This is a genomic window from Pelovirga sp., assembly GCF_059864205.1.
Map to the genome: position 1 here is coordinate 13,779 of NZ_JCBCBS010000107.1, position 21,476 is coordinate 35,254.

Below are 21,476 nucleotides of genomic sequence, written 5' to 3' on the forward strand. Positions count from 1 at the left end.
AAAGGACGCTGATGCTGTAAATCATGGATTAACGGTAGCGTGCTGCGAAGCCTTGACCGCCAACATCAGGCGAGGTAAAAGGTCTCAGCGCATATTTAACCATAACCAAGAGGATTTATTTTTGTGATGAATACAGCACCACCACCTGTTGAACAAACTATTCGCTCCGACGATTTTTTTATCAGTGACCTCAATGATGAAATGCGCGTTGATCAACAATGTCAGGCGCTATTGAAAAACTACCATCAACATCTTCTCAAGTGTGGTGATTATACCCCCCTTGAAGCCGGAGCTATGGCCGGGGCCGGCGATTATTTCCTGCGCGATTTTGTCATCGACACCTTGCGTGCCAACATTTTTCACCTCGCCGCGTCGCAGGTGCGTGGCTTCGCCGGCAACTGGTACATCCACCGCACCCTGGAGCCGAACATGAAAGAACTTAAGGTCATATTGAAGGGTGTGGCAGCTTTTTACCACTATTGTGCCGCTAACAAGTGGGTAAAAAAGGGTACTAGTGATGAAATTGCTGCGGTCTGTGCCGACCTTGACTACTTTCGCGGGCGTATCGACAGTTTTCACGCGTTAAAGGGCGATGATTATCCAAAGTGGTGTGAGGAATGTCCACTGACCTGATTATCGCTCTTCCAAATCTCTGATCGTCGTTTCATCTATGGTTCTGTCAGTAGCAATGGCTAGGCGGACAAAACCGTTGCGACGGGCGATTTCCATTACCTCGATGACCCACCCGTGACGCGCGGACTTATCGGCCATCAGCAGGAAGGTCATCTCTTTTGTGGCTTCCGTCCCCAGACTGAACAGATGGCTATGCAACGCCGAGAGGGTAATGGCTTCGCGGTGCAGATAGAGGTCCCCATCTTCAGTCAGATAAACCTCTACTTCCCGCTTTTCTGTCACAACCTGCTGGGCTCCCCCTTCCGGCAAGTCGATCGTCACTCCCGGACGTTCGATAAAGGTTGTTGAGATCATGAAAAAAATTAACAACAGAAAAACAACATCGATCATCGGTGTCAGTTCAATCCGTGGTGATTCGCTGACCTTGCGCCGGAATGCCATGCTACCCCTCGACCTGATCGACGATCTTCATGGAAGCTTCCTCCAGTTCAAGGGTCAGACGATCGGAGCGGGCTGACAGATAACGATGAACCAGCAGCATCGGTACCGCTACGCTGAGGCCGGCGGCGGTGGTGATCAGCGCTTCGGAAATACCGCCACCCAGGGTTGCCGGTGTACCGATCCCTTCAGCCGCAATCACATTAAAGGCGTTGATCATTCCCAGAACTGTCCCGAGCAGACCGAGCAAGGGAGAAACATTGGCAATGGTTGCGAGCAAGCCGAGGTAGCGCTGCAGAAAAACCGCTTCACGCTCACCCACTTCTTCCGCCAGAGATTTAAGATGGGCACGTGAGGCGCCGCGGTTTTTAAGAATAACTACCAGAATTCGGGCTAACGGTGAGCGACCCTGCAGACAGAGTTCCAGCGCGTCTTCAGGGCGATTGGTGCTTAACAGATCGGACACCTTGGCTCGCAGGCGAAACAGCTCGCGGCGGATCTGGACATAGGCAAAAAAACGTTCCATAAAGATTGCCCAGCCAATGATCGAACAAAAAAGAATCGGATACATCAACGGGCCACCGCGCATAAAAATATCGAGCATAACTAATCCATTCCCATAGGTTTAACTATTTTACCGTCAAAACAGGCAAGCCAACACAGCGCAAAAGCGGCTTAAATTAAATCAATAATCCTGCCTGATATCTTATCATTGAGCGTCAGTATGCCGACAGTCGGTGCCGACGCTGAACGCGGATCTGTTGGACTGCCGGGATTGAACAACAGGGTTGATCCAAACCAGCGGCATTCCGGCTGATGGCTGTGGCCAAAAATCAGCACATCGGGCATATCATCTGCAAAACAGGTCAATACGTTTTTAACAATATCCCTGCCCTGCCCCCAGCCATGAACCATACCGATACGCTTGCCATTAAAGATCAGAATTCTTTTGACTGGGACATCAACCAACGATCGATCGAGATTGCCGCGCACGGCATACCAGTCAACCGGGGCGAAACAGAGACCAAGATCCTGATATACATGATCACCGGCGTGGAGGATGATATCGACATCAGCAAAAACACCGGACATTAATTGCATTGCAAGTTGCTGTCCGTCCAGAGTGGAGTTGATGTGGGTATCAGAGAGTACACCAATTTTCATCACTGAACCCCCGGTGAAGCATTCAATTTGTGGCGAATAAAAGCCTTAATCTATGGAAATAGGCATAAAATTAAACATATTAATTACCACATAACGCACAAAAAAGGACAAATACTTGATATGTTTATATTTTATCTTTGAAAAAAAACCGGCATCAGCATTGCTTATCAGCACAAATAGTTTATATTCTGGGAGATGAACCCTTTCAGCTTGACAGAATTTTAGCAAAACTATAATTTTTTTATTCTTAGTAATTTAGAGTACAATAAATCAAATGCGTTGATTTATCGTCACACCCGTTAACCTCACATTCTCTTACAGGAGGAGATACTTCCATGTCAATGCGCCAAGATGCTCTTGATTATCACAGTAGCGGTCGAAAAGGAAAAATCGAAGTCATTACCACCAAGCCCTGCGCTACCAGTCGGGACTTGTCTCTAGCTTATAGTCCGGGTGTTGCAGAACCCTGCCTGGAAATAGAAAAAAATCCCGGCGAGGCCTACAAATATACAGCCAAGGGGAACCTGGTCGCTGTTGTCTCTAACGGCACTGCGGTGCTTGGTCTTGGTGACATCGGTGCGTTAGCTGGTAAACCGGTCATGGAAGGCAAGGGTGTTCTGTTTAAGAGTTTTGCCGATGTTGATGTTTTTGACATTGAACTTAACACCAAAGATTCTGACGAAATTATTCGTACGGTGAAACTTCTGGAACCGACCTTTGGTGGCATCAATCTTGAGGATATCAAAGGGCCTGAGTGTTTCTACATTGAAGAAAAGCTCAAGGAAATCATGGATATCCCGGTATTCCATGATGACCAGCATGGCACGGCGATTATTTCCGCAGCCGGCATGATCAACGCTCTGGAAATTGTCGGTAAAGACGTCCACAACGTTAAAATGGTTGTTAATGGTGCCGGAGCGGCAGGTATTGCGTGCGCCAACCTGGCTGTCACGATGGGAATTGACAAGAATAACGTCATCCTTTGTGATACCAAGGGTGTCATCTACAAGGGCAGAACCGAGGGAATGAATGAATACAAAGAACGCCTGGCAGCCGACACCGAGGCTCGAACCCTTGCTGACGCAATAGTTGGAGCAGACATTTTCTTCGGCGTATCGGCAAAGGGCGCCCTAACTGCAGAAATGCTGAAAACAATGGCAAAAGATCCCATTGTATTTGCCATGGCTAACCCTGATCCTGAGATCACCCCCCCCGAAGCCAGGGCAGTTCGTGATGATGTCATCATCGGTACCGGTCGTTCCGACTATGTGAATCAGGTCAATAATGTTCTGTGTTTCCCGTTTTTGTTTCGCGGAGCACTGGATGTTCACGCCAGTGCTATCAATGACGAAATGAAACTTGCGGCAGTTAAAGCTCTTGCCGATCTGGCTAAGGAGGATGTGCCGGACTCTGTCCGCAGAGCCTACGCAGGTGAAGATATCCAGTTCGGGCGCAACTATATTATCCCCAAGCCGTTTGACCCACGCGTTCTGTTGCACGTTGCCCCAGCAGTTGCCCAGGCAGCGATGGATACCGGCGTTGCCCGCCTTCCGATCAAGGATATGCAAAAGTATCGTGAATCTCTTGAAGCGATGCAGGGCCGATCCAAGGAAGTCATGCGCACCCTGATCAATAAAGCAAAGGCGGTGCCAAAACGCATTGTCTTCCCTGAAGGCGAAGAAGATAAAATCCTGCGTGCCGCCCAGATCCTGGTGAGTGAAAACATTGCCAAGCCGATTCTTCTCGGCAATGCTGATGCTATCGCCGAAAAAGCGAAAACGTTGCACATTGATCTCAGCAGCATCAGTATTATTGATCCAACTACCAGCAATAAGCGCGATGAGTACGTCAATAAAATGTTTGAACTGCGCCAGCGCAAGGGTGTTACCCACAGTGGCGCCCTGGGCCAACTCAAAGGCAACTATAACTATTTTGGCGCCTTGATGGTACAACAGGGCGATGCTGACACCATGCTCTCCGGGATCAACCATCATTATCCGGAAACCATCAAACCCTCGCTGGAAATCATCGGCAAACAAAACAACCTGTCCAAGGTTCACGGCATGTACATGATGGTTTTCAAGAAGCAGGTGGTCTTTATTGCTGATGCTACTGTCGCCATTGATCCTACCCCGGAAGAACTGGCCGAAACGGCTATTCTGGTAGCAGAAAAGGTTCGTCAATTTGATATCGTGCCGAAAGTAGCCATGTTGTCTTTCTCAAACTTCGGTAGCAGCACCGAACCGCAGGCCCTTAAGGTGAAAAAAGCTACAGCACTGGTCAAGCAACTTGACCCTGATTTGATTGTTGATGGTGAGGTACAGGCCAATGTCGCTCTTGATCCGGAATTGACCGAAAAACAGTTCCCCTTCTCGATGATCAAGGGCGATGCCAACGTGTTTATCTTCCCCGATCTGCAGTCCGGCAATATCAGCTACAAACTGCTGAACAAGCTTGGTGGCGCTGAGGCCATTGGGCCGATCCTGATGGGGATGAAAAAACCGGTTCACGTGCTGCAGCGTGGTGACGATGTTGCCGACATCGTCAATATGGCCGCGGTTGCTGTTGTCGACGCGCAGGACGCGGAACAAAACTAAACTAAGTATTGCAGACAGACACCAGGCGTAAGGTCCTTTTCAGGGTCTTACGCCTTTTTTTTATGCTGATGACTTTTAATCTCCTGTAATAATCAGTACTATGCTGTGACTGATCAATACCCTTGAAATGATTTAAGGTCGATTGCCCTCCCAGTATAAATACTGAACTAGAATATACTTTAAGAAAGAGGTTTTAAGGTTATGAAATATTGCAGTACACGTGGCCAGGTTCGTGATTTGTCTTTTAGCGATGCGGTGCTGATGGGGCTGGCGTCAGATGGTGGATTACTGTTGCCTGAACAGATTCCTCAGCTTACACAACGGCAACTGGAAGCTTTCAGTCACCTCAGCTATACGGATCTGGCTTTCGAGATTATCTCGCTGTATGCAACCGATGTGCCTGCTGCCGATCTGCGCCGTCTGGTCGACGCATCTTATGCGTCATTTAATCATCCAGAGATTACACCGGTGGTGAAACAGGGTGATATCTACATTCTTGAACTTTTCCATGGCCCGACCCTGGCCTTCAAGGATGTTGCCCTGCAGTTTCTTGGTAATCTGTTCGAATACTATCTGATCAGGGACAACAAAAAGCTCAACATCATCGGCGCCACCAGTGGCGACACCGGTAGTGCTGCCATCGCCGGCGTGCGTGGCAAGAAGAATATCAATATATTCATTCTATTTCCCTACGGGCGGGTTTCTTCTGTCCAGGAAATGCAGATGACGACGGTTACTGATAATAATGTCTTCAATATCGCGATTGATGGTACCTTTGATGACGCCCAGGCGATTGTTAAAGAAATTTTCAATGATCAGCAATTCAAACAGACCCACGCTTTAGGATCGATCAATTCAATCAACTGGGTTCGAGTGCTGGCACAGATCGTCTATTACTTTTATGCGTATTTCCGCGTTCGCGAACAAACTGCCTGTGAACAGGTCCAGTTCAGTGTACCTACGGGCAATTTCGGTGATATTTTCGCCGGATATCTTGCCGGAAAAATGGGTTTACCAACCCGTCGCTTCATTCTGGCCACCAATGCAAACAACATTCTCAGTCGCTTTGTCAATGACGGAGACTATTCCCTAGCCGATGTCCACCATTCCCTGTCTCCATCGATGGATATTCAGGTTGCCAGCAATTTTGAACGCTACCTCTATTATCTGTATGACGGCGATACTGCGGCAGTTGTTACGGCCATGGATCATTTTAAAAAAACCGGAAAAATCATTTTTTCTGCAGCGTTGCAGGCTAAAATTCAGCAGGATTTCGTCGCTGCCAGTGTCGATGACGAGCAAATCCTCGAGCAGATTTCATCCTTTTACCATCACACTGGATATATCCTTGACCCCCATACGGCGGTCGGGGTTAAAGCCGCTGGTGATGTCGGTGATGATGTCCCCCTGGTCTGCCTGGCAACAGCTCATCCGGCCAAGTTTCCGGAAGCCATCAACAAAGCGATTAAGGACAAGCTGCCTCCCATTAAGGTCATTGAGCAATTGCGTGGCTTACCCCGACGTTGTGAGCGGATGGCAGCTGATGCCAGCTTAATTAAAGAGATGGTTGCGCGAAACTCCTCTAAATCATAAAATCATAAAAAATACTCTCATTACGATGGTCAATCTTCTCCAAGGAGGGCATCATGAACGACTTTTCACCTGACATGTTTTACGGCTTGATTCAGACCTACGGCCTGCCACTGCTATGGGCAGTGGTCATTTTTATTTTGGGGCGGATTGTGGCAAGAACCATATCAAATACGGTTGCTAAAGCCATGATCAAGGCCAAAGTAGAAGAAACCCTCGTCAAATTTACCAAAAATATGCTCTTCGTGGCTATGATGGTTTTTGTTGTTATCGCCGCTATCAGTAAAATGGGCGTAGAAACAACCTCATTCGCCGCAGTAATTGCCGCCGCCGGCCTGGCTGTCGGCTTATCATTGCAGGGAACCTTGAGTAATTTTGCTGCCGGAGTGCTGCTGATCATCTTTCGTCCCTTCAAAGTTGGTGATTTTATTGATGCCGGCGGTGTTGCCGGAATCGTTGAAGAGATCCAGATTTTCAGCACCCAGATGCGTTCAGGCGACAACAAGCAGATCATTGTTCCCAACGGTCAGATTATGGGCTCAACCATTACTAACTTTTCCGCCAAGCCAACCCGCCGAGTTGATCTGGTAATTGGTGTCAGCTATGGCGATGATCTGCAGAAAGTGCGCTCAGTGTTAGAGAATATTCTTTCCAAAGACGAACGTATTCTGCCTGAACCGGCACCAACCATCGGGGTACTGGCACTCGGTGAAAGCAGTGTCGATTTTGCTGTCCGTCCCTGGGTCAACAGCAGTGACTACTGGCCGGTATTTTTTGATCTGCAGGAAACCATCAAGGTGCGTTTTGACTCGGAAGGAATCAGCATCCCCTTCCCTCAACGTGATCTGCATATTGTCAGTAACCCGGACAATGCTGCTGCAGCATAGATAACAACTTTAATGGCGTCGCAAAAAAGCCCCCGGTATTTTATCGGAGGCTTTTTTGGCGATTCGTCATAACTTTTCTAAAAATCAGCAGTCAAAGTAGAGAGCGAATTCTTCAGGTACCGGACGCATACGGACCGGATCGACTTCAGCGCTACGCTTGTAGCTGATCCACATATCGATAACATCCTCGGTAAACACATCACCTTTAAGCAGGAAGGAATGGTCTTGTTCCAGGTTATTAAGGGCATCCTCTAATGAGGTTGCAACGTTGGGGATATCCTTCAATTCTTCCGGTGACAAACCATAGATATCCTTGTCCAACGGCTGACCCGGATCGATCTTGTTTTCAATGCCATCGAGACCGGCCATCAACATGGCGGCGAAAGCCAGATAACCGTTAGCTGACGCGTCAGGAGTGCGGTATTCAATTCGCTTTGATTTTTCATTATCAGTTACCGGAATCCGCAGTGATGCCGAGCGGTTGCGGTTGGAGTAAGCCAGATTTACCGGGGCCTCATAACCGGGCACCAGACGCTTGTAAGAGTTGGTCGTCGGGTTGGTAAAGGCACACAGCGCCTTGGCGTGCTTCATGATGCCTCCGATATAGTACATGGCCATTTTAGAGAGACCACCGTAGCCATCGCCGGCAAACAGGTTTTTACCGTCTTTCCATAAGGATTGATGGCAGTGCATACCGGAGCCGTTGTCAGCGTAAATCGGTTTTGGCATAAAAGTGACGGTTTTACCGTTACGGAAAGCAACGTTTTTAAGAACATACTTGAACCACTGCAGATTGTCGCCCATAGCCAGCAGCGAATCAAAACGCATGTCAATTTCGCACTGACCACCAGTAGCAACTTCATGATGACCACACTCAACAACCATCCCAACTTCCTGCAGCACCATCATCATTTCGTTACGCAGGTCAACCATACTGTCGGTTGGCGCTACGGGGAAATACCCCCCCTTGTGCTTCGGTTTATACCCCAGGTTGGGAAATTCTTCACGGCCGGTGTTCCAGACCCCTTCAACGGAATCGATGGCATAAAAGGATTCATTGGCACTCGAGGCATAACGCACATCATCAAAGATAAAGCACTCAGGCTCCGGGCCGAAGTAAGCGGTGTCAGCAATGCCGGTTGATTTGAGGTACGCTTCTGCCTTCTGAGCAATGAAGCGTGGATCGCGAGTGTAACCTTCGCGTGTGATCGGATCAACGATATTACAGATAAGGCTCAAAGTGGTCATTTCGATGAAAGGGTCAATTTTGGCGGTGGTGGGATCAGGAACCAGCAGCATGTCGGAATTGTGAATCGGCTGCCAACCGCGAATCGAAGAGCCATCGAAACCCAAACCTTCTTCGAAAACATCTTCGCCGAATTCACTAAGCGGGGTGGCAAAATGCTGCCAGATACCAACAAAATCGAGAAATTTAAAATCTACGAATTTAGCATCATTTTCTTTGGCAAACTTAACGACTTCATTTGGTGTCATTGTTTCCTTCTCCTTTGAATGGTATGGGACTGTTGGAATGCTTCACATCCCTAACAAGCTGAAAATATGATGACGATATAAATAAGTAGCTATGCAGCTCTATCCTTGCGCAGGGTCGGGAGTCCTTTGGCAAGGGTTTTTGTCGCCATGGACGGCGACAAAAAGCGGTCATGAATGACAAAAAGCGTCCCTTGACATAGGATTCCGGACCCGGTGCTGAACAGAATTACTCTGATGGATCCTGTGGGTAGATAGATCAATAATTAAAGGGCGTCTTCTCCCCGCTCACCGGTTCTGATCCTGACAACTTCATCAATCGTTGTCACAAAAATCTTGCCGTCACCGATACGCCCGGTTTTGGCTGTTTCAGCGATGGTATCAACAACCTTGCTAACAAGATCGTCCGCGACAATGATTTCCATTTTGATTTTAGGTATGAAATCGACAACATATTCGGCACCACGATAAAGTTCAGTATGACCTTTCTGGCGCCCGAATCCTTTGACTTCACTGACAGTAATTCCCTGAATACCGATTTCGTTCAACGCTTCTTTGACTTCATCAAGTTTGAACGGTTTAATAATCGCTTCGACCTTGCGCATAATACTTGCCTCCTGTCACCAGATATGTATTTCGACCGGGCATTGATCCCAACCGCCAACGCCCACCTAAAAAGCAAAGACCTTGCCATAACGAAAAGAAACCTTTAAAAATTTATTTATCCTTTAATATCAGCATGATGAGCAATAAAACGAAGTTACTAAGGAAAAGAAGCAACCTACATGAAAGGCGAATGCATAAAAAATAATCACCTGAAGTTACGGTTGCACAGAAAACAAACAGGATAAAAATCAGCTGAGTTTCTGTAAAAAAGTGACGCTTTCGCAGTGATATGTCTGCGGAAACATATCAAGTGGCTGAGAGGAAACGATTTGGTAGCCGCCGTGAATCAATGGCCGCAGATCCCGAGCCAGGGTTTGCGGATCACAAGATACATAGAGCATATTCGGAATACCTGCTGCAGCCAGAGATTTTACCACAGAATAAGCACCAGTGCGGGGGGGGTCGAGGACTACGACATCAAAATGATGATGATCTATGTTGGATTTAACCACTTCTTCGGCTGCGGCAGCAGAGAATGTGAGGTTGGTAATGGCACATTGATGACTGTTGCTTTGTGCCATGCGGATCGACTGAACAGATTCTTCAATACCAACCAGATGCTTTACCCGCCGGGCCAGGGGAAACGACAGGTTGCCCATGCCGCAATAGAGTTCCAACACCTGCTGATCTCTATTCCAGGGAAAAATGCTGGTAAGGATATTGATCAGTACCTTGTTCTGCTGGAGATTGATCTGAGCGAACGATCCAGCGCTGTAGTTTAGAGTCAGGAGGGGCGTATCAACGTGAATCTCGAGCCTGCCGTCACCACAAATCGCCTGTAAACTTTTTTTTGAGCCAAACTGAACCAGCAGATCGGCATCCAGCCCGGAATGACGTAAAGATTCCTTCAGTGCGACGCGCTGTGCCCCCAGATAGTGAATAATCGCCGCACATTTGCCGGCATCATCAACCGCCAGATCGATCTGAGGGATATGGTCGGCGAAAACAGAACCGTTGAATAGGGCTCTAAGATCAGCCACCAAGTGGTTGAGGCGTTGATCCATGATCGGACACTGAGTAACGGCTACTACGTAGCGACTGCGCGGGCGATAAAAGCCGGTTATGAAGCCATCGTCACGGTTAAAGCATTTGATCTGAACACGGCTGCGATAGTGCCATTGATGGACAGAAGGGATGATCGGCTTGATGGCGGTTGTTGCAACCCCACATTGATAGCTCAAGGTTTCAATGAACAACTGCTGCTTCCATTGAAGCTGATCAGCGTAAGAGAGATGCTGCCACTGACAGCCGCCACACTCCCCGGCAACCGGGCAGTCAGGCACCTGACGACCGGGGCCGGGTTGCAGCACTTCAAGTAGTTCTGTTTCAAGATAATTTTTTTTTGAACGAACTACCTTGGCGCGGACCAAATCACCAACGCAGCTGTGTGGGATAAAAACGACTCGTCCTTCAAAGCGTGCCAATCCTGAGCCGCCATTAACCAGGGTTTCCACGGTCAATGGCGGCAGGATTTGATGTTCCAGACGGGACAGGTGTGGTTCCAACGACAAAACTATGCCCGATTTGGCGAAAATGAATTAGCGGTGAAGGTCAAAGTAGCAAGGTAATCATCTATCGTTTCGGCGCGGCGAATCAGCTCGACGGATCCATCTGCTTTGAGCAGCAGCTCCTGTGGGCGCAATCTGGCGTTGTACTGAAAACCCATGGCATGGCCATGGGCGCCGGTATCGTGAATAGCAAGGATATCGCCCTCTTCAATCCGCGGGAATTGACGTTGAATGGCAAACTTATCGTTGTTTTCACACAAGGATCCAACGATATCGTAAACCTGATCGGCCGGTTCGCTTTCTTTACCGATGACCTCGATATGATGATAGGCATCGTACATAGCCGGTCGCATCAGGGATGACATGCAGGCGTCAACACCAATGTAGTTGCGATAGATATATTTATGATTGATGGCAGTGGTTAACAGGCAACCATGGGGACCGGTCATGAAGCGGCCACTCTCCATGTACATTTTCGGGGCATAACCATGTTTGGCCTTAAAGGTGGCAAAAATATCGCCAATGTCCCTGGACATGGCAGCAAGGTCAAGGGCCTTTTGCTCCGGACGATAAGGAATGCCGAAACCACCACCGATATTGACAAATTCAAACCTGATATTGAGTTCATTGCTGACCATTTCAACAACATCGAGAACCATACGCGCGGTTTCCACCATGTAGGTGTAATCCAGTTCGTTGGAAGCAACCATGGTATGCAGACCAAAACGGCCGGCACCACGCTTCTTGGCCTGGCGATAGGCTTCAACAATCTGCTCATAGCTGACACCGTATTTCGCTTCGACCGGATTGCCGATAATGACGTTACCCGACCTTCTTGGGCCAGGGTTGTAGCGGAAGCAGACCTGCTCGGGGAAGTCCTTTACCTTGTCGATCAGCGAGATATCATCCAGGTTTAATATACTGCCACCGTCAGCCAGAGCGGTTTCGAACTCTAGCTGATTGGTGTTGTTCGAGGTAAACATGATGTCTTCACCACGAGCACCAACCTGACGACTGAGCAATACTTCGGCAATCGAGCTGCAATCAAAACCGAACCCCATGTCGGCCATCATTTCAAGGATGCGTGGATTGGGCAATGCTTTGACGGCATAATATTCACGAAAACCATCCAGGTGGGAAAATGCCTGTTTGAGCTCCTCCCCTGTCTGGCGGATACCAATCTCATCATAAATATGAAAGGGCGTACCGTAATGCTGAACCAGTTGACCGGCAATGGGATACAAACGTGATTTAAAATCTGCAGATATGGGCATTATGACTCCTTCATTGTCAGTATGTTGCAACCAAGATTTTAGAGGGTTTTTAAAATGGGATTAGTAATGTAACTATTCACCACTATCCTTGCGCAGGGTCGCTGCTCCTGTGGCAAGGGTGTTTGTCGCCATGGACAGCGACACCAAGCGGTCATGGATGACCCAACGGGAAACAATCGCGTCCCTTGACATAGGATCCGAAGAGCCGGTGCTGAACAGATACATAGTAATTTATTAAAATCAGTCATATTCAATGAGGTGTCAAGGGGGACTGTCTGGTTTTTCACAGGTAACCGAGAATTTGTGCGCCCAACAGACCAAGATAAGTAACATAACCCACTAACAGAACCGCGCCAAAAAGACGCGACAGACAATAGCGCTTACGCCAGGTGGGCCAAAAAAGCAAGAGAGTCAAAACGCTCATAATCAGACAGTCGCGATAAAGAACTTCCCTGCCAACGTCGAGAGGATGAATAACCCCGGCGATCCCGACGACCGCAAGAGTATTAAAAATATTGGAGCCGATAATATTACCCAGCACCAGATCGTGTGCTCGTTTGCGTGCTGCCGCAACTGCGGCAGCCAATTCCGGCAAAGATGTGCCGATGGCGACAATGGTCAGGCCTATCATCAAATCGCTGACACCCAAAGCCGTAGCTATTTCAACAGCACCCCAAACCAGCATACGGGAGCTGACAACCAACAGAATAAACCCGACAATCAACCAGAAAATTGCTGCTTTTAACGGCAAAAAAACATCTTCGCTATGCTCTGAAGCTGCCAGCAACTTATCGGTATTTTTATGGCGCAAGCCGATGACAACCCACCAGACTATGACCGCAGCAAAAGCCAGCAACAATAAGGTTGCATCAAGGCGACTGATGGATAAGTTCCACAGCAACATAACTGTAAACAGTGTAATTGCTGCCAGCACAGGCAATTCAGAACGGAAAATCTTGGCAGGGACTGGAATGGGGCTGATTAACGCAGCAACACCAAGTATCAGAGCAATATTGGAAATATTCGAGCCATAGGCATTGCCCAGCGCCAGGCCAGGGTTGCCTTGACTGGAAGAAATAGCTGAAATCAGCATCTCTGGCGCTGAAGTGCCGAAGCCAATAACGACCATACCGACCAGCAACAGCGGCATACCAGCATGCCGTGCTGTCGCCGCAGCACCGTCAACAAAACGATCTGCGCTCCAAACCAACAAGGTCAAACCGCATACCAGGGCAATTACAGGCAGGATCAAATTGATTTAACTCCAGGACCGATGCCTCAGTGGCAAAAAGTAAATATTAGTAGAAACTTTTTTATTGAATGATTAATGGTACCCTTTTTTGGCATTCGGCCCCAATGGCAGCATAGCTACAATCAAAATAGCAAAGGGGCCAATCATCAATCCAATGGCAAACCAGAGACGACAATTGCGCCCCCGGCTCTTGGCTACGGCATAAGCACCACAGGCCGTGACAATCCATAAAACAAACAGGGGCAAACTATTCACAGTAAGAACCTTTCATCTGCAATCTGTTGTAGATTGATTTTTTTCGCTCAATCAATTCATCAAGCTACCGAAGGTACCGCAAATATAAAAGCCGGTAAAGATAATCCTTTTTTTTCACGCCCCCCCTTTGATTTAATTCTGATCTTCGCTATAATGAAGACAAATTAGAAAGGAGGAATGCCTATCGAAGACGACTCACAGCAGTTGAGAAGGTTTTCCACCCATCCGGTGTTATCAGACACCGGCAATTCCCGTGACAGGGTTGATTCTGAAACTAAATCTCAGTAATCGTTGAAGGCCCGCTTTTCACAGCGGGCCTTTCACTTTTTAAACAGTCTGTCCCTTTCCAGACGGTAAAAAAGATCAACGCCTGACTCCTGCCCAAAGCTTGATTCCAGTTCCAATCTGGATGAAAGCCGATAACGCATTCTGATCTCGTTGGTATTGTTGAAAAGTGAGTAGCCAAGACTCACATATAGATCGGGAGTAATATATTTACCGGTCGTGATAAGCGAGCCGTTGGTATCACCATCGCCGGCGGAAAATTCAAGCACATCAAGACCAAAACGACCTTTAAGACGTTCCTGCAAAATGATGGACTCCCCTTGTGACAATAACGCCCCGGTAGCCAACATCAACAGATCTGTGTCACCACCACCGCTACTGTCGAGGGGACGCCCGAAAACCACATACGACAATATATCAGCATCCGGCATAACTGGATCAGAATAAAGACTGACCTGTGGTTCTTGCGGCGTGCCGGTTACTCGCACCCCGGCACGAACCTCGCCGGCGCGGCGTATTGCCAATATATCCAAGGTTGGATAACGCAAGGGAACGCCGGCAAAATACAGATCGCCGCGTTCTATATCAAGGGAAACACCGTAGGACGAAAAGCGCCCACGTTCCACGAACAATCGCCCCTGCGCGGCAATATCCTGCTGTGCATCGGTGTACAACCGCAATGAACCGGCAACCCGTGCTTGTAGTCCGGCAAAGTTCAGCATCACCTGTTCACCCAGAATCAGATTTATATCAATATCGTGACGAATTTCGATTGTTTTTCGTCCCGGCGCCTGACGATCCATAATTACCAGATCAGGGCTGTTCTGAACCGCCCGGGAGCTGGTCTGATCTTTGATCATCACCTGGGGGAATTGTAGGCTGCCGCGCACGCGCACCTTTTCCAGACTGCCGTCAATAACCAGATCAGGACTGACTTGAAGGGCCAGATCAGTCAAATTAATTAACTGAAAATTATCGCCACCGATGGAAAAACGATAATTGTCGGGTACCCAGCCGCGCCACTCCACCCTCCCCCGGCCGTTGATGGAGCCCTGACCGGAAGATAGCTGCAGGGTCGACACATCGAGTTGCTGCCCTTCCAGTTGTGCTGCAACCATAATATCAGCGATACGAATTCCGGCCGCCGGCACATACAGTTGCGCATCTTTTAAGCTGAAACTCCCGGCAAATAAAGGCTCGCCGAAGCTACCGTTGATGGTTGCAGTTAGTTCAATTTCCCCCTTGCTGTCATAAACGTAGCTGGGGAAAAAAACTGATAACAGCCCGCTTTCGCGCAACTGAAAATCGACATCTGCAACCATGGTCGTGGCAGTGGTAAGGCTGAATGGCAACCGAGCCGGAAGCGCAATGTCCAGCGAACCGTTGATATGACCAAAATCATGGACAATTGCTGTCCGGGCTCGCAAAGCATCCCCTTCCCAACTCCAATCTGCAGTGACCTTATCAAGGGCAAGGTCCATGGCTTGTTCATCGTCATGCCAATAGAAGGAGCCCGCGCTGATGTCAGCGTTGCCATGAAGAGCAAATTGGTTCTCTGCTGACCACCAACCTTGCATGTCGCAGGCAAAAACCCCCTGGGCGATCATTTCTGCGGGCAACCAGGACTGAATCAACTGCAGGGGTATCTGCCGACAGGTTAACGACATGGTGGTTAGCTCAGGCAAAACCATGTCAGCCGGATCAGGGGAATGAAATTCAAGCAGCAGATGGGCCGGCGAGCCAATATCAAAAAGCAAATCACCTGCCAGGCCGTCCGCCCCCCAATTTACGGTTAGCCTGGTGCTGATATCTTGCAAATGTATCTGTTGATAATGAAGGTCGGCATTGACGTGAGCCACAAGATGAATCTCGGTGTTGTCCGGTTGCTGAAGCACAGACAATGTCCCACCGGTATCCCCCTGCAGCAAAGCAGGATCAAGCCACTGGCCCAAAAGATTCAGTGACAGTTCCGACCAATCGAGGTCTATTGAGAGGGACTCTTCCACCGGCAAATATTCTCCCTGGAGACGTACGGACTGCTGTGCCCCATCACCAAGATGCAGGTTGGAAACCCTGACAATCTGTGATCCAATCACAATAGCGGCAGGATCACTAAGACGCCAATGACTGCCTAATGTATTAACCTCCAGATGTTGCAGCAGCGCCGTCCACAAGGATTCAGACCAGCTTGCCTGCAAGCTGGTTTTCATCGTCGTTTCTTGCGCCCGGGCGCTGATGCCGATCTGATGTTTGAGTGGTGTACCGGCAACCAGCAAAGTCATCTCATCAACCAGCAGTTGTTGGGTCGTGGAACCCAGCTGATGAAATTGGGCAACGGCAGTGAACTGCTGATCCGTATCAAGGCTGAAGTGGGAGTCAAAAGAAGATAACTGCCACTCATCATACAAAAGTTCTGAGCCGGCAAGGCGAACATCTGCGGTGCGGCCATCCGCGCCGTGATTCAACCATCCCTGCGCCGTCAAGACACCAGCAGCCGGCGGATAAAAATCTGCAAGTTGTTGCAGTGTCAGAGTAAATTCGATATTGCTGTGTAAATCACCCTGCGCCCGCAGTTGCGCGCTATGACTCAGCAGATTTAATTGATGAAGAATCAGATTATCATTCTTATAGTCTGCTGCGATAACACCGGAAAGGGGGTATTCGTAGAGAGTTGAATCGTACAGTTCGATATTGATATGAGCCTGTGGGGACTGCTCATCATGGCGGTAACTGGCCGCCAGGTTGGCATTGAGCAGACCGTTACTGTCAGGGAGAAAGGGTTCCAGGGAGAGATGTTCGATCTGCAACTGCGCGGCCAATTTCAGGGTTTCCAACCAATCCAGGTCGATATTGCCGCTGATCTGCGCTGCCAGCCAGGAGGCATTGATCTGTTGCAGTCGCAGGTGCTGGTGATCACCGGAAAAATCAGTCGTCAGCGCAGCCGCGACCAATTCATCACCCCGGGTGGTCAGATCAAGTTCGCCCTGATACTGCATCTGGGCATAGCTCAAAGCGATTTCTCCGTTCACAACTAACGCAAGACCTGCTTCCTGACTTAAATCAAGATCCTGAGGAAAAATGTTGGCGGACAGTGCTGGTCCATCATCACCAAACCGCAGCTGACCTGCTGCTGCAACGGAACCCGACCGCTTGGCCTGGTGGAATAAAAGCTCTGTAAAGGTCAATCTATTTACCCCTAACGTGATATCCGCTTGCAGGGAAAAAGGCTGATGATCAACCAGATAGAGCTGCAGATTGATTTTCCCTGCGCTGCTGTCAGCAGCGACAACGGCCAGCGAACTCTCAACAACAATCTTGCGCCAGAGCTGGTCGCCGTCGCTGTTCTCGACCGTTGCCGTCAGATCCCCTGTCGCATCAGCCATATCCAGAGTCAGGGCAGCAGCAACGGACAGATCATCAATACGTAAGTTAAAATCGCTGATGGATAATCGCCTCTGGTGAAAATCGATAGCCGCATTCAGTTCTTCTACCACCCTGATGTCATCGCTCTGAACGATTGAAATATTGTTCAAATCAAGCTGTGCGATATCAACCTGTAACAGATCGAGGGTTGCCGGCAACTGCGGAATCTGCAGATGGAGACCGGGTTGTTGTCCGCTTGATTCAGTTTGAGGCAGCACCAGGGTAGCATCTGCCAGGGCAAGAGTAGAGAGGGTTAAATGGAACGGATAAAGAGAGGAAACTGCCATGTCCAGTTGAATGCTGCGAGCTTGCAGGCTGACCTCTGCCTGTTCGATTGCCAGATCCGTGATACTGAGCCCGCGTGCCAAAGAACCGCTAAGCTGGGATAGGGTGATCTGGGTATCAAGCTGTTGCGCTAAGCGCCGCAAGGCGAAATCTGCACCAGCTGTCGTGTAGAGTAACCAGATCGCCGCCCCGAAAACCAGACCGGCTAACAGACAAAAAACCATAAATGTGGTTGTTAACCCTCTTACCATGCCAAACCCAAGCTGAAATGCAAGCGATAGCGGTTGTCTTTTTCCCCTAATTGTCTGGCCAGATCAAGACGTATAGCACCAATCTGGGTGAAGTAGCGCAACCCGACCCCGGTCCCCTGCTTGAGTCGGTAACCTGTAAACGAGTCAAAGGCATTACCGGCATCATAAAAGATGGCAGTACCCCACCGTTGCAAAAATCTTCTTTCCAATTCAACACTACCGACCAGGAGATGTTTACCGCCAATCACATCGCCTTCATCATTGACTGTCCCGAGGGAATGATATTTAAAACCCCTGACACTACGATCCCCACCGGCAAAATAGCGCATAGAAACCGGCAGGGTATTGAATTCATGACGGTGCCAGGTCGTCCCCCCACGCAAACGGATGAAAACAGAAAAGCGCTGTGGCAAGGGAACCAGAGTCGCGGCATCAATAGAGAGTTGCAGCAACGAGGTATCAGAAAACCAGTTTTCATCAGCTCCCTGCACTTCTAGCTGGACCTTACTACCGCGCACAGGAGTCAACGGATGATCCATCTGCTGCCAACCCAAACGAGCTCCCAGCAACAACAATTGCGTCCGTTTATCATCATCAGCAATGCGCGAGCGCTCTGTTGTCGTGCGGACAAACAATGATCCTTTGTAACCTCGGCCAAATGACCGCCGATATTCGGCTTCGCCGAATACTTCACGGCGGTAATAGGTGTCAACATCTTCCCGTTCTGTACCGATGGTCAACAAGGTCAAACTATCAAGGCGGCGACGATCGGGAATAATGTAGCTAGTCTCAAGCTGTTGGCGCCATTGGGCCAGGAGCGCCTTACCTACCAGTTCGTGAGCAGACCCCCAGAGGTTCAGATGGCGATAATCAAGAGAAATCCTGCCGCCGGTATCGGTACCATAGCCGATTCCCGGTCGCAAGCGATGGCGCGGTAACGGCAACAATTCGACTTCCACCGGCACCTGAAAGTTTTCCTCATATTGCGGCATGGCGCGGACTGAAACAGAACGGAACAAATCAGCATCAATAAGATTCACCTGGGTTTTACCGAGTTGACTGTATGAAAAAACGTCCCCTTGTTTGAAACTGACAAACCGTTTAAGAAAGTGCTCGGGGTAACCACCACGATCGACATAACTGATTGTCCCGAAATGATACTGTCCGCCGGTTAAAAAGCGCAGATCGATATCGGCGCGCCGTTCTTGCAGATGAACCTCAATGCGATGAACACTAAAGGTCGCATCCAGGTAGCCAAGGGCAGCAGCTTCCTGACGCAAAGCCCCTTTGCCTTGTTCGTAGAGATCCTGCCGCAGGACATCATTTTCTTTCAAAGGGAATTCTTGTAATAACCGTAACAGATTGGGATGATCTGACCCGGCTCCTGATATGTCTTTGTAGAAACTGGTGATTAACAGTGGTGCCCCGGTATCCACATCAATAATGATGCGGAAGTGGGCTGCAGCAGGCTGGTCCAGTCGGGTTGTGACCGTACTGTAGAAAAAACCATAGGGTTCGATAATCTCTTTAACTAACCTTGGCAGCCGGCGTTGATAGGATCCCAGACGCTGTCGGTTAAGACGATCATCTTCAGCAGACAACATGGGCGCAGCTAAAGCCTCCCTGATGATCTGTTGCAGGAAGGGTTCGCTACTGCGCACATCGACATCCAGACGCGCAGCATAAGCTGTTGAAGAGAAAATGATGAATAAAAGCAGGAAAAAAATAGCAAGACGCATCTGGTAACGGTATCTCAGGACCGGATCGATCATGATGTCATGAAAAACAGAATAAAGAACTAACACCACTGGATTATAACATTATTTGCCAGGTCTGTCGTGTTCCCATACAACCGCACGTGAAAAGGACAATAGTGCTATGCTCTGATCTTAGGAAAAAGAAGAGCCAGGACAAAGACAACCAACGACAAGCCCAGACCAAAAAACAATGGGGGTACGCCGGTTAGCGGGAAAAACCCCAGCAACACAACGGCGGTTGGCGCCAACATGATCGAAATAAACCCGGCTTTTCGCCAGTTGGTTTTGGGCAGGAAAACAGCAAACAGTAAAGGAAAGCAGAGGGTGGCACCGCGTAAACCCATGGACAAAAAACTCCAGTCCATAATCGCAGAACCTAAGTTACTGAGCAAAAGAAGAAACGCTGCAATTAAAACGATCAGGGTGATGAATCGAAACATCAGCAATTCTGATGGCTTGCTCTGCAGCCAGTAACGTAATAGATCAACTTTCAAGGTTGTCGCCACCCCCAGAGCAAGGCCTGCAGCAGTGCCCACCGCTGCAATCAGCAGGGTGGCAAAGGCGATACCGGCGAAACCTGACGGCAGGTGCAGCAGAATGAAGGTTGGCAGCGCCAGAGCACTCTCGATCTCCGGCATGGTTTGACGCATATACAAACCGACAAGAATACCGAACAGTCCCAGAGGGGGGATCAGTGCCGCACTGAGGAACGCACCGCGCCGCGCTACCAAGCTGTTGTTAGCAGAAAAAATGGCCTGCAGATAGGTCTGGGTCGAAATTACGCCAACCAGCATTGATAGCAGGTCAGATACCCCTTCTTTCACCCCATAACCAAACAGGCTGAACCAGGGCCAGGCGGCAAAGCCGGCAGTCAAACCACGCCAGCCTCCGGCAAGATCAAGGGCAACGGCACCGGCGACGGCCATCGTCAGATAGATCAGCAGCATCTTGATCATGCCGGTCAAACCGGCCGATTTCATGCCGCCACCAAGGGTAAAAAACACCACCAGCATTACGGAGATCGCGGCACTGACAACCATAGACAAGTCAAAAAGAACCGCCAGGACGGCCCCACAAGCCAGCAGTTGAGCGACGATCTGGATAAACATACCAACCGCAGTAAAAAAGCTGGCGGCAGTGCGGACGTGCTCGCCGTGGTACAGAGCAATGAATTCAGGGATGGTCTGCGCCCGACTCTGACGCAGAGGAACAGCAATAAATACCCCGAGAAAAAGACAGGCCAGGCCGGCGCCCAGGGTAAACCACCAGGCCGATATGCCGTACATGAAGGCCAGTTGTGCGGTGCCAATAGTAGAAGCGCCACCGACGAGGGTGCCGGTAATAGCACCAAACACATTGAGGCTCGATGCGGTGCGCCCACTCAGAGCGAAATCGATGCCGCTGGTCGCTTTGACTTTGCCCCCCCAGGCCAGATAAAAGATCCCGGCCAAAGTGGCAAAAAAGGCGAAAAGAAAAGACAGATCCAGGGTCATCAGTCAACCGGAGTGATGCAATAACAAACGGCAAACAGATCAGACGGCAAAATATTTCGCCTGAGGATGATAAGCGATAATCGCGGAGGTCGTCATCTCCGGCACCATTTCAAAGGATTCCGTCAGACTGACCCCGATCCGTTCAGGGTGCAGCAACTGAAATACCGGCCCATGGGCCGCCAATTCGGGGCAGGCCGGATAGCCGAAGCCGTAGCGTGAACCCTGAT

General features: G+C 49.3%; 17 protein-coding genes. 4 read left to right on the forward strand and 13 right to left on the reverse strand.

Annotated features, from left to right (window positions below; genetic code table 11):
- Window positions 1-126: 126 nt before the first annotated feature.
- Complete coding sequence (locus AC6F7T_RS06860; RefSeq protein ID WP_500717287.1) at window positions 127-633, forward strand: hypothetical protein; 507 nt, start codon at window positions 127-129, stop codon at window positions 631-633.
- Here AC6F7T_RS06860 and AC6F7T_RS06865 read toward each other — a convergent pair whose 3' ends face one another.
- The 3 genes from AC6F7T_RS06865 to AC6F7T_RS06875 form a co-directional block, all read right to left on the reverse strand.
- Entirely contained in the window at window positions 634-1,074 is a 441-nt protein-coding gene (locus AC6F7T_RS06865; RefSeq protein WP_500717288.1) for a biopolymer transporter ExbD, read from the reverse strand. It lies immediately after the preceding gene.
- A gap of 1 nt (window position 1,075) precedes the next feature.
- Window positions 1,076-1,675 carry a MotA/TolQ/ExbB proton channel family protein gene (locus tag AC6F7T_RS06870; RefSeq protein WP_500717290.1) on the reverse strand — a complete coding sequence of 200 codons (600 nt, stop codon included), beginning with the start codon at window positions 1,673-1,675 and terminating at the stop codon, window positions 1,076-1,078.
- 71 nt (window positions 1,676-1,746) lie between these two features.
- Window positions 1,747-2,235, reverse strand: a complete 489-nt coding sequence (locus AC6F7T_RS06875; RefSeq protein WP_500717292.1) for a YfcE family phosphodiesterase — start codon at window positions 2,233-2,235, stop codon at window positions 1,747-1,749.
- A gap of 335 nt (window positions 2,236-2,570) precedes the next feature.
- Here AC6F7T_RS06875 and AC6F7T_RS06880 point away from each other — a divergent pair, with 335 nt between their 5' ends.
- From AC6F7T_RS06880 to AC6F7T_RS06890, 3 genes are all read left to right on the forward strand, one after another.
- Window positions 2,571-4,832: a phosphate acyltransferase gene (locus AC6F7T_RS06880; RefSeq protein ID WP_500717294.1), complete on the forward strand. Its 2,262-nt coding sequence runs from the start codon at window positions 2,571-2,573 to the stop codon at window positions 4,830-4,832.
- Between the two features lie 201 nt (window positions 4,833-5,033).
- The gene (gene thrC, locus AC6F7T_RS06885) at window positions 5,034-6,425 is read left to right on the forward strand and encodes a threonine synthase (RefSeq protein WP_500717295.1); all 1,392 of its coding nucleotides are present in this window, start codon (window positions 5,034-5,036) and stop codon (window positions 6,423-6,425) included.
- Window positions 6,426-6,478: 53 nt separating this feature from the next.
- Window positions 6,479-7,309, forward strand: coding sequence for a mechanosensitive ion channel domain-containing protein (locus AC6F7T_RS06890; RefSeq protein ID WP_500717297.1), 831 nt, complete (start codon window positions 6,479-6,481; stop codon window positions 7,307-7,309).
- Window positions 7,310-7,393: 84 nt separating this feature from the next.
- Here the strand turns inward: AC6F7T_RS06890 and glnA are convergent, their stop codons facing one another.
- The 10 genes from glnA to AC6F7T_RS06940 all read right to left on the reverse strand — a co-directional run.
- Window positions 7,394-8,803: a type I glutamate--ammonia ligase gene (glnA, locus tag AC6F7T_RS06895; protein WP_500717298.1), complete on the reverse strand. Its 1,410-nt coding sequence runs from the start codon at window positions 8,801-8,803 to the stop codon at window positions 7,394-7,396.
- Window positions 8,804-9,066: 263 nt separating this feature from the next.
- On the reverse strand, window positions 9,067-9,405 hold the full coding sequence (locus AC6F7T_RS06900) for a P-II family nitrogen regulator (protein ID WP_500717300.1): 339 nt from the start codon (window positions 9,403-9,405) through the stop codon (window positions 9,067-9,069).
- Between the two features lie 249 nt (window positions 9,406-9,654).
- Window positions 9,655-10,977 (reverse strand): methyltransferase domain-containing protein, encoded by a 1,323-nt coding sequence (locus tag AC6F7T_RS06905; protein WP_500717301.1) that lies wholly within the window; start codon window positions 10,975-10,977, stop codon window positions 9,655-9,657.
- Between the two features lie 2 nt (window positions 10,978-10,979).
- Window positions 10,980-12,248 carry a diaminopimelate decarboxylase gene (lysA, locus tag AC6F7T_RS06910; protein WP_500717303.1) on the reverse strand — a complete coding sequence of 423 codons (1,269 nt, stop codon included), beginning with the start codon at window positions 12,246-12,248 and terminating at the stop codon, window positions 10,980-10,982.
- Window positions 12,249-12,531: 283 nt separating this feature from the next.
- On the reverse strand, window positions 12,532-13,500 hold the full coding sequence (locus AC6F7T_RS06915) for a calcium/sodium antiporter (RefSeq protein WP_500717305.1): 969 nt from the start codon (window positions 13,498-13,500) through the stop codon (window positions 12,532-12,534).
- A gap of 72 nt (window positions 13,501-13,572) precedes the next feature.
- Window positions 13,573-13,755, reverse strand: a complete 183-nt coding sequence (locus tag AC6F7T_RS06920; RefSeq protein WP_500717307.1) for a hypothetical protein — start codon at window positions 13,753-13,755, stop codon at window positions 13,573-13,575.
- A 320-nt stretch (window positions 13,756-14,075) separates the two neighbouring features.
- Window positions 14,076-17,972 (reverse strand): translocation/assembly module TamB domain-containing protein, encoded by a 3,897-nt coding sequence (locus tag AC6F7T_RS06925; protein ID WP_500717309.1) that lies wholly within the window; start codon window positions 17,970-17,972, stop codon window positions 14,076-14,078.
- A 20-nt stretch (window positions 17,973-17,992) separates the two neighbouring features.
- The gene (locus tag AC6F7T_RS06930) at window positions 17,993-19,771 is read right to left on the reverse strand and encodes a BamA/TamA family outer membrane protein (RefSeq protein WP_500717310.1); all 1,779 of its coding nucleotides are present in this window, start codon (window positions 19,769-19,771) and stop codon (window positions 17,993-17,995) included.
- A gap of 104 nt (window positions 19,772-19,875) precedes the next feature.
- Window positions 19,876-21,249 (reverse strand): sodium:solute symporter family transporter, encoded by a 1,374-nt coding sequence (locus AC6F7T_RS06935; protein ID WP_500717312.1) that lies wholly within the window; start codon window positions 21,247-21,249, stop codon window positions 19,876-19,878.
- A 39-nt stretch (window positions 21,250-21,288) separates the two neighbouring features.
- A partial coding sequence (locus tag AC6F7T_RS06940) for a vitamin B12 dependent-methionine synthase activation domain-containing protein (RefSeq protein WP_500717314.1) occupies window positions 21,289-21,476 on the reverse strand: 188 nt, incomplete at its 5' end.